The organism is Roseibium sp. QJM3NY_11, from assembly GCF_056173175.1.
In genome coordinates this window covers 1,591,603-1,604,701 of sequence record NZ_CM149660.1, presented here as the reverse complement: position 1 = coordinate 1,604,701, position 13,099 = coordinate 1,591,603, and the positions used below count along the sequence as shown (strand labels likewise).

The following is a 13,099-nucleotide window of genomic DNA, read 5'->3' as shown; positions in this document are numbered from 1 at the left end:
ACTCCTATTCGGCGGCAATTTCTTGCGGCCCGCCGGCCGGCATGGTCCGGGCCGCGTCCAGCCAGGCCAGCCAGCCGTCCATACCTTCGCCGGTGCGCGCTGACAATTGCAGCACCTGGATCTTGCGGTTGCTGCGCCGCGCGTTCGCGACCGCCGCGGCGACACTGAAATCGACATGCGGCAGCAGGTCGGTCTTGGTGAGGATCATCAGATCGGCCCTGGCGAAGATATCCGGATATTTCAGCGGCTTGTCCTCGCCTTCCGTCACCGACAGGATCACCACCTTGCAGGCTTCACCGAGATCGAAGCCGGCCGGGCAGACAAGGTTGCCGACATTCTCGATGAACAGAACGCTTTCCCTTTCAAGCGGCAGCTTTTCCAGCGCATGGCCGACCATATGCGCATCGAGATGACAGCCCTTGCCGGTGTTGATCTGGAGGGCGGGGGCACCGGTTTCCCGAATGCGGTCGGCATCGTTCGAAGTCTGCTGATCGCCCTCGATCACGGCGGCGGGGATCCTGCCCGCAAGCTGTTTCAGCGTCTCCACCAGCAGCATCGTCTTGCCGGAGCCCGGACTGGACACAAGGTTCAGCGCCAGAACGCCTTTACCGGCGAGCAACGCCCGGTTCCGGTCGGCGTAAAACCTGTTCTTGTCCAGAATATCGGCTTCCAGCCGGATCAACCGCGACTGGCTCATGCCCGCGACCGAGACACCCGCCGCACCGTCACCGAAGTGGACGTGGCCTTCTCCGTGGTCGTGGTCGTGACCATGACCGTGACCCAGGTCATGCTTGTGGTCATGGCTTTCGCCGCAGCCGCATAGAGTACACATCACACCACCTCCAGTTCGCGGATCTTCAGCTCTTCGCCGCTGACAACCTGCAGTGCTTCGGAGCCGCATTCCGGGCAGGTATCGAACCGCTCTTTCACCGGCACCGTCCTGAAACAGGACAGGCAGAGAGCCTCTGCCGGCGACCGTGAGATTTCTAGCGCGGCTCCCTCGGCGAGCGAGCCCTTCATGACCACGTCGAAGCCGAACCGCAGAGCTTCCGGTTCCACGCAGGACAAGGGACCGATATCGACGGACACCCGTTTCACCCTTGTGAAGCTGTCCCTGGCGGCCTGGTCCTTGAGGATATCGAGAATGCTCTCGCACAGCGACATTTCATGCATGAGCGGCGTCCTTTCCGCGAACATTCGCGTCCAGCCACGCCAGAAAAAACGCTTCCGCCTCGGCGAGATTTGCCGCCGCCCTTTCCGAGAGCCCTTCTTTCACCTCACCATAGTCATAGCCGGAAATCCCGAGCACGAAGGCGCGCGGGCGTGCCCCGTAGAGTGTCTCGCACAGCGCCAGCACCGTTTCCGGCACCAGAGAGTGACTGCCGAGCACTTCTGGCGCGCCCGGTGAAATCTCGCGAAAGGAATAGCCGCCGGCCCCGCCGATTTCCGCATCCGCGAACACGACGAGATCATGGGTCGAAATGGCCAGCGCATGTTCGGCGACGAGCTGGTAGTCGGTGTCGATCTCAACCCCCGCCAGACCGCGCGCGGCCATGCCGTCCGAAAACGCCGGGCCAAGCCCGTCATCCCCGCGCCCAGGATTGCCGTAACCGATCAAAAGCATGGTTCGGGCCTCGCACAATCTTCGACCACAGCGCCGTCCCGGCCCTGAGCCGGGACCTTCGCCCGGACCGGGGCTCCGGGGTCGGGGCGGCTGAGGGTCGTGGTCGCCCTCACACGCATTGCGTCCGGCTGTCGACCAGCGCTCCGCCGGCGTCGAACAGCTCCACCTGAAGCGGCATCTGGCCCAGCGCATGGGTGGCGCAGGACAGGCACGGGTCGTAGGCACGGATCGCCACCTCGACATGGTTGAGCATGCCTTCGGTGATCTGCTCCCTGCCGCTCAGATGTTTGACCGCGACATCCTTCACGGCCCGGTTCATGCCCTCGTTGTTGTGGGTGGTCGAGACGATCAGGTTGCAGTAGGTCACCTGATCGTGCTCATCGACCTTGTAGTGGTGAATGAGGTTGCCGCGCGGTGCCTCGATCACGCCGATGCCCTCCTCGCGCCGCTCGCCCGTGGCGATCAGGTCGGTGCCCTGAAGATCGGGATCATGCAGAAGCTCGCGCATCTTCTCCACACAATGCAGCACCTCGATCATGCGGGCCCAGTGATTGGCCAGGGTCGAATTGTTCGGCGTGCCGCAGGTGACCGCCTTCAGCTCCTTGAGCGCGGCATCGGCCAGCGGCGTGTCGATGAAACTCGCCGTGTTCATGCGCGCCAGCGGCCCGACCCGGTACCAGCCGTTTTCCGGCCCAAGCTCGCGGATGAACGGGAACTTCATGTAGGACCAGGAGCGCACGTCCTCGACGATCAGCTCGTGATATTTCGTGTAGGGCACTTGATCGAACAGGACCTCGCCGGTGGACGTGAGTGCCCGCAGCGTGCCGTGATAAAGGTCCAGCGCGCCGTCGCTCTCGCGCACGATCGACATGTAGCTGGACGGAAAGGAACCGAATTCGGCGACCAGGTCCTCATGCTCCAGCGTGTAGTCGCGCGCGAGCTTGACCGCATCCTGCGCCCACCCGGTCATTTCATCTATCGAGGCGAGGAAGTGATCACGGCGCTCCACGGGCAGGTTGCGATTGATGCCGCCTGGAATGGCGCCGGTGCCATGGACCTTCTTGCCCGCTGTCGCCTCGATGATTTCCTGACCGAATTTGCGCATCAGGATCGCGCGTTTCCCGAGTTCCGGCTTTTCCTTGATCACTTCGAAGATGTTGCGCTTTTCCGCCGGCGCACCGAAGCCGAACAACAGGTCCGGCGCCGCCAGATGGAAAAAATGCAGCACATGGGACTGCATCACCTGGCCGTAATGCATCAGCCGGCGCATCTTTTCCGCCGTCGGCGTGAGCTGGTCGACCCCGGCGATCATGTCCATCGCCTTGGCCGCTGCCAGATGATGGCTGACCGGGCAGATGCCGCACAGCCGCTGCACGATCACCGGCACTTCCCACATGAGCCGGCCCCGGATGAACCGCTCGAAGCCGCGGAACTCGACGATATGCAGCCGTGCCTCGTCGACCTCGTTGTTCTCGTCGAGGTGAATGGTCACCTTGCCATGGCCCTCCACACGGGTAACAGGCGAGATCTCGATCAGTCTGGGTTCGCTCATGTCAGCCTCGCGCCTCAGTCGAATTTGATCATTTCGCGCTCGAAGCCCCGGAACTTCCCGGTCAGCAGCTTGGAGAGCGTATCGAAAATGATGTCGCCGCCCGGCGCGCAGCCCGGGATCTGGTAGTCGATCCTGACCACGTCCGAACACGGATAGACCTCGTCCAGCAACAATGGCAGGGCCGGGTCATTGGGCACGTTGTGGGTCGTGTTGCGGATGTATTTGCCGGTGATATAGGCTTCATCCAGGCACTCCCTGAGCGGCGCGTCCGAATGCATGATCGCGTTGCGCATCGCCGGCAGGCCGCCCATGATGGCGCATTGGCCCAAAGCGATCAGCACGTCGCAATTGCGCCGGAAGTCCTGCAGCACATGCACGTTCTCCTCGTTGCAGCAGCCACCCTCGATGAGGCCGATATCGCAGCGCGTGGTGAAGCGCTTCTTGTCGGTCAGCGGCGACCGGTCGACATCCACGAGCTGCATCAGGTCGATCAGCCGCTCGTCGATGTCGAGGATCGCCATGTGACAACCGAAGCAACCGGCCAGGGACGCGGTTGCGATACGGGCCTTGGGAAGCGTGCTCATTTGCGCTTCTCCTCGATCTCGTGACCGATCAGACCCTTGTCGAACTCCCGCTCGCCGATCGGAGTAACGAAGCCGACCCGCTTGCGGATGATGCAGCCGACCGGACAGACCTCCGATGAAATCGCGTGATCCGTAACCTCCGCATCCGTGTCGGCGAGATTCTCTCCATTGACCGCGACGCGCCGGTGAATGCCGCGTCCGACATAGCCGAAGATGCCCTTGCCATCGACATCCTGGGAGGCGCGGATGCAGCGCCCGCAACTGATGCAGCGGTTGGTGTCCAGCGCGATGTCCGGATGCGAGGCATCCAGCGGCCGGCACGGTTCCAGATAGGGAAACCGTGTGGTCTCGGTCATGTCGAGGCGGTAGGCCATGGCCTGCAATTCGCAATTGCCGCTCGCCTCGCAGATCGGGCACAGGTGATTGCCCTCGTGGAACAGCATTTCGACCAGGTCCCGGCGCATCTTGGTGAGACCGGGGGTCTCGTTCTCAACCGCCTGGCCCGGTGCCGCCGGCTGGGTGCAAGCGGCAACGCTGCGCCCGCCCGCCTTCACGGTGCAGACCCGGCAGCTCCCCTGATGGCGCAATCCCTCGTGGTCGCACAGACGCGGAATATAGACCCCGGCCTCGTCGGCGGCTTCCATGATCGTTTCACCCGCATAGGCGGTGACCTCGACCCCGTCGATGGTGAAGGAGAAGCCGGTCTCTTTGCGCGTGCCGCTCATTGGGTAAAATCCCTGTCGAAAATATAGGACCGGCGCTTGGCGATCTTGCGCGCGCCGTCAATGGCCGACTGGATGTCGAAACTGTCCCGGATGCCGTCCTTGTTCGGCTTGGTCATGGCCGAATAGACCAGCGGAAAGTTCTGCAGGGTCGACAGGATCGGATTGGGCGACGTCATGCCCAGGCCGCAGCGGCTGGTCTCGATGATCGTGCCGGAAAGGTCCTTCAGGTAGTCGATGTCTTCCGGATTGGCGAGTCCCTTGCGGAACTTCGCGATCGCCTTCTGCAGGAAGACGTTGCCGACACGGCACGGCGTGCAGTAGCCGCAGCTCTCATGCACAAAGAAGGACATGTAGTATTCGACGATTTCCAGGATGTTGCGCTGGCCGTTGAAGACGATGATCGCGCCGCCTGTGGCCAGATCGTCGAAGGTGAGCCTGCGGTCGAAACTGTCTCTTGCGATCATCGCCCCGCTCGGGCCGCCGACCTGCACGGCTGCCGCATCACCGCCCCCGGCCATGTCGAGGACCTCCCGCACACTGTGCCCGTAGGCAAGCTCGTAGATGCCGGGGTTGAGGCAGTCGCCGCAAATGGAAAACAGCTTGGTGCCGTGAGACCCCTCCGTACCCATGGCATGGAACCACGCCGCGCCCTTGTCGACAATGCGCGCGGCGTGGCAGAAGGTTTCCACGTTGTTGACCACCGTCGGGTGACCGAGATAACCCCGGTTGACCGGAAACGGCGGGCGCGTCTTGGGTTCGCCCGGCAGGCCTTCGCAGGAACTGATGAGCGCGCCTTCCTCGCCGCAGATATAGGCCCCGGCACCGAGTTGCAGGCGAATGTCGAAATCAAACCCCTTGACACCTAGAATGCCCTTGCCGAGCAGGCCGCGCCGCCGGCGCTCCTCGAGCACCTGCTCCAGCAGGTCCCGCAGATAGACATATTCGCCGCGCAGATAAAGGATGCCGTCGCTTGCCCCGACCGCCCTGGCGGCGATGGTCATGCCCTCGATCAGGAGGTTAGGCCGTTCCGTCAGGAGCACACGGTCCTTGAACGTTCCTGGCTCGCCTTCATCCGCATTGCAGATCACGAACCGTTTTTCCGCGCGCTCGGCTGCTGCGAACCGCCATTTGCGGCCGGTGGTGAAACCGGCGCCGCCGCAGCCGCGCAACCCGCTGTCCTCGATGGCCGAGACGATCAGGGCGGGCGTCATCCGCACCGCCTTTTCCAGTCCCGCCTCTGCCGGCACAGGTCCGAGCAGCACCTCGCCGGCGTGCCGGATGTTATTGTCGACCATGCGGCTTGCCTGCTCATGCGGCGTCAGGGTGTCGAACCGCGCGCTGACAAGCTGCTCCGGCCCGGTTCCGGCCTTGAGGGCCTCGGCCGCAGACCGGGCCGTTTCCGGGGTCAACCGTGTCAGGACCACGTCGTTCACCATCGCGGCGGGGGCCTGGTCGCACATGCCGATGCAAGGCGTGTATTCCAGCGAGAAGGCACCGTCGGCGGAGGTCTCGCCGATCCGGATGCCCAGCACCTCTTCGAAGACCGCCGCGACCTGGTCCACCCCGGCAAACCGGTCGACGATGTCGTCGCACAGGCGGATGATGACCCGGCCTTTCGGCGTCAGCGACAGGAACGAATAGAAGCTCGCGACACCTTCCACCTCGATGCGGGTCAGGCCGGTTTCCTCGGCAACCATGTCCATGATCGACGGCGCGATGCAGCGGTAGCGATCCTGAACCTCCCGGAGAATATCGAGCATCCGGTGCCTGTCATTGCCGAAGGCAGCACAGATTGCCGCGATCTCCTCGGCCGGAGGCGCCGCGACCGGACAGGCCGTCGTGCTCACACCGCTGGTCTCCCTGCAGCCGTCCTCCATTGCCTCTCCCTCTCAGCCTGCGGGACCGCATCGCTCCGGTTCCCAAATCGATTTGACCATCGACCCTGGTGGCTTTCCATCATGCAGCCGGTTCAGGACACACCTGTGAAAAAGCCCGATGCCCCGCAGGCTCCCAGAGTTGCGGCATGCCGTCCTTGAGCCATGTCAACATGCCTGAAATCAACGCAGACGCCAGGAACTGAAAGCTTCGGCACGCCCTCCCCCTTCCCTGATCAAGTCAGGGATGACTGCGGAGTGAACTGGCACCGCTGCATCCTCTCCCTCGGCAGTCATCCCCGGCAAGCGCAGCGCGACCGGGGATCCAATCGTTTCCAGAGCGGGTCGGGCGGAGTGCTGTCTCTGCGGTACAGACTATTCCAGCTTCCACAACCCAGTGGTGAGGTGGAATGGATGCCCGATCAAGTCGGGGATGACCGCGGAGTGAAATGACACTGCGGCGTGCCTTCCTCCCGCAGTCATCTTCGGCAAACGCAGCGCAACCGGAAAGCCGATCCAACCATCCGTGACCCGACTGTTATCGGTTCAGATCCTGATACAGGTCCCTCCAATCAGGATTGAACGCCTCGATCGCCTGTACCTTCCACTCACGTGACCAGCGCTTCAACCGCTTCTCGCGGGCGATTGCCGCGTCGGGTGTGTCGAAGGTTTCATAGTAAACCAGCAAGGTGACATCGTAACGCCGGGTGAACCGGCTCCCGGTCTTTTCCTTGTGTTGAAAGACCCGTCGAACCAGATCGTTGGTTACACCGGTATAAAGTGTCCCTCGGCGACGGCTGGCAAGAATGTAGACGAAAAACGCCATACCGTTTTGTGACGTGGATTGGATCCCTGATCAAGTCAGGGATGACTGCGGAGTGAAATGGCACCGCTGCATCCTCTCCCCCGGCAGTCATCCCCGGCAAGCGCAGCGCGACCGGGGATCCAATCGTTTCCAGAGCGGGTCAGGCGGAATGCTGTCTCTGCGGTACAGACTATTCCAGCTTCCACAACCCAGTGGTGAGGTGGAATGGATCCCCGATCAAGTCGGGGATGACCGCGGAGTGAAATGACACTGCGGCGTGCCTTCCTCCCGCAGTCATCTTCGGGCGCGCTGCATCGCCGCAATCACGGCCTGCCCCAGCGCCAGGCCGCCATCATTGGCGGGAATCCTGGTGTGATTGAGGACCCTGAAGCCATCCGAAGTCAGCCTTGCCGTCACACCGTCGCGCAAAAGGACGTTCTGGAAGACACCTCCGGAGAGCGCGACAGTGTCCGACGCCGCCGCCCCCGCACCGGCAAGCGCACTTGCCAGGGCGTCGATCAGCCCGAGGTGGAACCGGGCTGAAATCTGCGCCGCCGGTAGGCCGCCGCGCAGATCCGCGATCAGCGCTCGCCAGAACGGTTCGAGGCCCGTTTCGGTGGCACCGGAGCTGGAGAGAGCGAGCGGGTATCCCTCTCCCGCGTCCGGCAGACGGCGGGCAAGGTTTTCCAGTCGCATCGCCGCCTCGCCCTCGAAACTCTGCCGGTCGAAGCTGATGCCGGTTGCAGCGGCAACCGCGTCGAACAGCCGTCCTGCAGAAGAGGACATCGGGGCGTTGACACCCCGTTGGATCATTTGTTCAAGGACCGCCGCCTGCTTTTCCTCCAGAGCCGCAACCAGCCCCGTTCCGTCAAGATGTGCGCGATAGGCGGGCCCGAAGACTGCGTGCAGATGGGCGACAAGATTGCGCCAGGGTTCGCGGATCGCGGCCGCGCCGCCCGGCAGCGGCACGGGCGGAAGATGCGCGACCCGGTCGGCATGGCTCAGGCCGCCTGCCAGCACCTCGCCGCCCCAGATCGTGCCATCCGTGCCCCAGCCCAGTCCGTCGAGCACCATGGCAAAACACCTGCCTGCGGCCGAAAGCCCATGACCCTGTTCTGCCAGACAGGCCGCCATATGGGCATGATGATGCTGAACCGGCACCAGCGCCGCCCCATAGCGGCGGGCGAGCTGCGCGCCATGCCCCGCCGACAAAAATTGCGGATGACAGTCGACCGCAATCAGCTCGGGCCGGAACTGATGCAGATCGAGATAAAAGTCGATGAGACGCTTGTAGTCGGCGAAGGTCGGCGCGTTTTGCAGGTCTCCGATGTGCTGGGACAGGATGGCATTTGCACCGTCCAGAAGACAGAATGTGGATTTGAGCTCACCGCCCATGGCAAGGACCTTCGGAGCGGTCTCGAAGGAGGCATCCAGACGGACCGGCGCCGGCGCAAGACCGCGTGCCCGCCGCAGCACCGCCGGCCCGGCACGGTCCAGCCGCACGACGCTGTCGTCCAGCCGGTTGACGACCTCGCGGTCATGCATCAGGAACCCGTCGACGATCCCGGAAAGATTTCTTCGCGCCGCCGCATTGTCTGTCTCCTGCGGGTTATCCGAGAGATTTCCGGACGTCAGCACGATCGGTCCATCGAGCTCTGCCATCAGCAGGTGATGCAGCGGCGTGTTGGGCAGCATGAAGCCGAGCCGGTCAAACGCACCGGCGACACCGTCCGCCAGCACCTCGCCGGATTTTTCCAGCAGCACGATGGCAGCAGCCGGACTCGCGAGCAGCTCGCTTTCCGCGCCGATGACGCGGGCAAACCGGCGGATCTGGCCGAGATCCCGCGCCATCAGGGCCAGCGGCTTGCCGGGACGCTGCTTGCGCCGGCGCAGCTCCGCGACCGCCGCCGCATTGTTTGCATGCACCGCGATCTGAAACCCGCCCAGCCCCTTCACGGCGAGGATGACACCGGCTTTCAACCGCTCCGCTGCATGCAGAACCGGGTCGCCGGGCAGTTCCCCTCCGCCTGCCTCCTCGAACCACAGGCGCGGGCCGCAGACTGGACAGGCAACCGGCTGGGCATGAAAACGCCTGTCCGCCGGATCGTCATATTCCGCCCGGCAGGCCGCGCACATCCCGAACATCGCCATCGACGTTGACGCCCGGTCGTAGGGAATGTGCCGCAGGATCGACAGCCGCGGTCCGCAGTGCGTGCAATTGGTGAAAGGGTAGCGGTAACGCCGGTCCGCGGGATTTCGTATGTCCGCCAGGCATTCCGGACACGTCGCGGCATCCGGCACGACCCCGGTCCTGATCGTGCCCTCACGACTTTCCAGGATGCGGAAAGTTTGCGGGTCAACGTTATCCGCCGCGTCGGCGACATCGATCGCGTCTATTCGGGCAAGGACTGGCTTCCGGCTCCGAAGCTTGTCGAGAAGAGAGGCAAGTTTTTCCGGCGACCCGTGGACCTCGATCAGGACACCGGCGCCGTCATTGAACACATGTCCGGAAAGATCGAGTTCCGCTGCAAGCTGCCAGACAAACGGCCGGAAGCCGACACCCTGGACAAGCCCGCTGACGCGAATGAATTTACCTGTCCTGATCGTGCCGGCCCCTGTCATGCGTCGTTCAAGTTCACTGGTATCTGCATGGATTGAATGACAAACGAACGGCAACGTCCAATCCAAAAAGGATTGTTGCTCCCTTATACCAACCTCAACAAACAAGAACCCATCTGATGGCACTGTTCCTGTTTGCCGGCCGGGCGCGTTGCGCAGGACGGCCTGGTTGGCCGTTCAAGCGGTGCAACGCCGTCCGGCGGGCCGGAACAGGCCACCGAAGGCCGTGTCTGGAGACAGTTCCGCGGCGTCGAAGGTCTTGGACGATAACCCATATCACCCTGCGACCTGCTTCTTGCTGAACAGTCTCCAGACACGGTCAGATGGGTTCTTATTTGTTGAAGTTGATATTACATGCTGGCGTCGGCGAGGTTCAAGGCAGGAAGGTTCACGCGCTGTCCCGGCCTCGAGCCGGGACCAACACGGAAAGACCCCGGCTCAAGGCCGGGGAGGCCAGGTTTCAGAACGTCCGGAAGACCCATCCGGGCGCCGAAGCGCCCGGACAGGATGACAGCAGTGTCACCGCAGGGGTTGCTGGCCGAAGCTGTTGATGGTCTCCAGCCGTTCCAGATTGACGATGGCCGAAAGCATCAGCCGGTCCTGGCTCCAGTCCGCGGGTTTCTGGATCGCCAAAGCGGTCAGGAAGATGACGGCAATCATCGGCAGAACGGCAAGCAGCGTCATGCCCCGGTGCGGACGGATCCTGTTTGTCTCCAGCAAAGCTTCCACGCGCCGGCGCAGTTTCTGTCCCGGTGAGCGGCGCAACAGCCGGTCCTGCACTTCGAGCAGCGCAACGGCGGCGATGCCGTTCGACCGGTCCCCGCCTGTCTGATGGCCGCGTTTTCGCAGCCCCGCCTGGGCGGCGCGCAGCAGGCACATGCAGTAGGACCTCAGGTCCACATGCGCCTTTTCCGCGACCCTTTGATCGCAGGCAAGTTCGCGCAGGCGTTCCACCTCGGATTTCCAGACATAGAAGAACGGGTTCCAGAAGAACAACGGGCGCAGCAGTTCCAGACCGATCTCCCAGGCGACATCCCCCTGGCGAAGGTGCTGCAGCTCGTGTTTCACCACAAGCTTCAGGTCCTCCGGTTCTCCCAGAAGATCCGACGGGATGACCACATAGTGGTTCAACAGACCGCGCGCGGAAAACGGCACCAGGGCGTGGTCCGACAGCAGCAGCCGGACGCGTCCGTTGCGCCGCCAGTCATGGCACGTGGCCAGCATCCGGTAGAGGCGGACAAAGCTGGTGACCAGTTTGACGCTGAACCAGGCGAACCCGGCCAACAGTCCCAGAGCGAGGCCCGTTCCGACCCCCGGCGCCAGGGTCAGGACGCTTTCGCTCAGCCGCGCCCGAAACCCGAGCAGCGCCTGAAAATCCTCTGCCGGGATGGCAATGCCGCCGCGCAGGTATTGCGACACGGCATAGTCGGCCAGATTGACCGACAGGATCGCCGGAACCATCTGCTGTGACAGCATGTGCTGATAGGCGGCGGCAGCGATCGGCGACAGAAGTATGATGGCAAACAGCCCGTTCAGGAGGCCAAGCTGGACCGGGAAGTCGAGCTTGTTTCCGAAACGGGCCATCATCAGCTTGGCGCTTACCCACACCAGCGTGGCGATGGCAAGCGTGATGTTCAGATCGATGTAAACATCGAAGACCTGGCTAACTGGCGTCATCTGTCCTCCTCCTGTCCAGCAACGCTCTAATTTCCTCCAGATCGTCTCCCGAAAGCTCGTATTCGTCGACAAGACGGGCCACCAGCGACGCCGGTGTTCCGTCAAACAGCTTGTCCGACAGGTTTCGGATAGAACGGGACTGGTAGGTATCGCGGGTCAGCCGAGGGCTATAAATGAATGTCTTGCCTTCTTTCCGGCTGTCAACAAAGCCCTTCTCATCCAGAATCCGCATGATGGTGGCACAAGAGGTGTAAGCAAGTTTGCGCTCGGGTGGCAGCGTCGCCAGTATGTCCCGAACGGAGCCTTCACCGAGTTTCCAGAGTTCGGTCATGAACTCCAGTTCGACTTCGGTCAAAAACTCGTTGCTCTTCCGCTTTCTCATTACAGGTCTGTGCTCATTTCGGATTGGTTGGGGCTTACACCGTCCATTGTTGCACCATCGTACCGGGAATTACTATTGTTTTAGTCAGTGAACGGGGTCGCATCCTGATGACCGCCGTCGTTGCAGATGGGAAGACCGGCGGGTGCATTCGCCCCCCCGGGCTCCGGTGTCACACCTTCCAGAAACAGAACGCCCCCCAGCCCACGCTCAGGACCAGCGGCCACCACAGCGGGTTGCCCATCAGACCGAGCCACGCCAGGAAGATATAGGCCGCGCCGAGCAGAGTGATGAACAGGCGGTCGCCACGCGTTGTGGTCAGCCCCAGGACACCCCGGCGGGGATGACCACCGGGAAACCTGAGTTCAACAGCGATCAGAACCCCTATCGAGGAAAAGATGCCGACGAACAGAAGCGCCGTCGGCCAGGTCCAGGCCATCCAGCTCAGCATCACACCCTCCCCAGGGCAAAGCCCTTGGCAATGTAGTTGCGGACGAAATAGATGACGATCGCGCCGGGAATGATGGTCAAGGTCCCGGCTGCCGCCAGAAGGCCCAGCTCATAGCCGGCCGACGACGCGGTCCGGGTCATCACGGCGGCGATGGGTTTGGCGGCGACCGCCGTCAGTGTCTTGGCGAGCAGCAGTTCCACCCAGGAGAACATGAAGCAGAAGAACGCGGCCACACCCACGCCCGACTTGATCGCCGGCAGGAAGATCGTCGTGAAGAAGCGCGGGAAGGAATAGCCGTCCACATAGGCGGTCTCGTCCAGTTCCTTCGGCACACCGCTCATGAAGCCTTCCAGGATCCACACCGCCAGCGGCACATTGAACAGGCAATGCGCCAGCGCGACGGCCAGATGGGTGTCGAACAGGCCGACCGCCGAATAGAGCTGGAAGAACGGCAGCGCGAACACGGCCGCCGGGGCCATGCGGTTGGTCAGCAGCCAGAAGAACAGGTGCTTGTCGCCTATGAAGGAATAGCGCGAGAAGGCATAGGCCGCCGGCAGCGCGACCAGGACCGAAATCACCGTGTTCAAGGTCACGTAGAAGATCGAGTTGATATAGCCCCAGTACCAGGTCGGGTCCGTGAAGATCTCGATGTAGTTGGCCAGCGTCCAGGTCTGCGGGAACAGGGTGAACCCGGCCAGGATCTCGTTGGTGGTCTTGAAACTCATCGCGACGAGCCAGTAGATCGGCAGCATCAGGAAGAGGATGTAAAGTGCGGGCACCAGGCTCTTGACGCGCATGACGGTTCTCTC

General features: G+C 62.7%; 13 protein-coding genes. All 13 read right to left on the bottom strand.

Features of this window, described 5'->3' with window-relative positions; genetic code table 11:
• Positions 1-4 precede the first annotated feature (4 nt).
• The 13 genes from hypB to AC0VX3_RS07240 all read right to left on the bottom strand — a co-directional run bounded on the left by hypB (position 5) and on the right by AC0VX3_RS07240 (position 13,087).
• A complete protein-coding gene (hypB, locus tag AC0VX3_RS07300) occupies positions 5-832 on the bottom strand; it encodes a hydrogenase nickel incorporation protein HypB (protein WP_475524150.1) in 828 nt (275 codons plus the stop codon).
• Positions 832-1,173: a hydrogenase maturation nickel metallochaperone HypA gene (hypA, locus tag AC0VX3_RS07295; protein WP_475524149.1), complete on the bottom strand. Its 342-nt coding sequence runs from the start codon at positions 1,171-1,173 to the stop codon at positions 832-834. The genes hypB and hypA overlap by 1 nt, the downstream gene beginning before the upstream one ends.
• Entirely contained in the window at positions 1,166-1,624 is a 459-nt protein-coding gene (locus AC0VX3_RS07290) for a hydrogenase maturation protease (RefSeq protein ID WP_475524148.1), read from the bottom strand. The genes hypA and AC0VX3_RS07290 overlap by 8 nt, the downstream gene beginning before the upstream one ends.
• Positions 1,625-1,733: 109 nt before the next feature.
• Positions 1,734-3,176, bottom strand: a complete 1,443-nt coding sequence (locus tag AC0VX3_RS07285) for a Ni/Fe hydrogenase subunit alpha (protein WP_475524147.1) — start codon at positions 3,174-3,176, stop codon at positions 1,734-1,736.
• Positions 3,177-3,190: 14 nt separating this feature from the next.
• A complete protein-coding gene (locus AC0VX3_RS07280; RefSeq protein WP_475524146.1) occupies positions 3,191-3,760 on the bottom strand; it encodes an NADH-quinone oxidoreductase subunit B family protein in 570 nt (189 codons plus the stop codon).
• Entirely contained in the window at positions 3,757-4,485 is a 729-nt protein-coding gene (locus AC0VX3_RS07275) for a 2Fe-2S iron-sulfur cluster-binding protein (RefSeq protein ID WP_342892815.1), read from the bottom strand. Before AC0VX3_RS07275 ends, AC0VX3_RS07280 begins: the two co-directional genes overlap by 4 nt.
• Complete coding sequence (locus AC0VX3_RS07270; protein WP_475524145.1) at positions 4,482-6,362, bottom strand: NAD(P)H-dependent oxidoreductase subunit E; 1,881 nt, start codon at positions 6,360-6,362, stop codon at positions 4,482-4,484. Before AC0VX3_RS07270 ends, AC0VX3_RS07275 begins: the two co-directional genes overlap by 4 nt.
• 535 nt (positions 6,363-6,897) lie before the next feature.
• Positions 6,898-7,185, bottom strand: a complete 288-nt coding sequence (locus AC0VX3_RS07265; RefSeq protein ID WP_475524144.1) for a GIY-YIG nuclease family protein — start codon at positions 7,183-7,185, stop codon at positions 6,898-6,900.
• 273 nt (positions 7,186-7,458) lie between these two features.
• Positions 7,459-9,786, bottom strand: coding sequence for a carbamoyltransferase HypF (hypF, locus tag AC0VX3_RS07260; RefSeq protein ID WP_475524143.1), 2,328 nt, complete (start codon positions 9,784-9,786; stop codon positions 7,459-7,461).
• A gap of 516 nt (positions 9,787-10,302) precedes the next feature.
• Entirely contained in the window at positions 10,303-11,460 is a 1,158-nt protein-coding gene (locus AC0VX3_RS07255; RefSeq protein WP_475524142.1) for a M56 family metallopeptidase, read from the bottom strand.
• Positions 11,447-11,842, bottom strand: a complete 396-nt coding sequence (locus AC0VX3_RS07250; protein WP_342892819.1) for a BlaI/MecI/CopY family transcriptional regulator — start codon at positions 11,840-11,842, stop codon at positions 11,447-11,449. The genes AC0VX3_RS07255 and AC0VX3_RS07250 overlap by 14 nt, the downstream gene beginning before the upstream one ends.
• Before the next feature lie 169 nt (positions 11,843-12,011).
• Positions 12,012-12,290, bottom strand: a complete 279-nt coding sequence (locus tag AC0VX3_RS07245) for a DUF2160 domain-containing protein (protein WP_475524141.1) — start codon at positions 12,288-12,290, stop codon at positions 12,012-12,014.
• Positions 12,290-13,087 carry a carbohydrate ABC transporter permease gene (locus AC0VX3_RS07240; protein ID WP_342892821.1) on the bottom strand — a complete coding sequence of 266 codons (798 nt, stop codon included), beginning with the start codon at positions 13,085-13,087 and terminating at the stop codon, positions 12,290-12,292. The genes AC0VX3_RS07245 and AC0VX3_RS07240 overlap by 1 nt, the downstream gene beginning before the upstream one ends.
• Positions 13,088-13,099 lie beyond the last annotated feature (12 nt).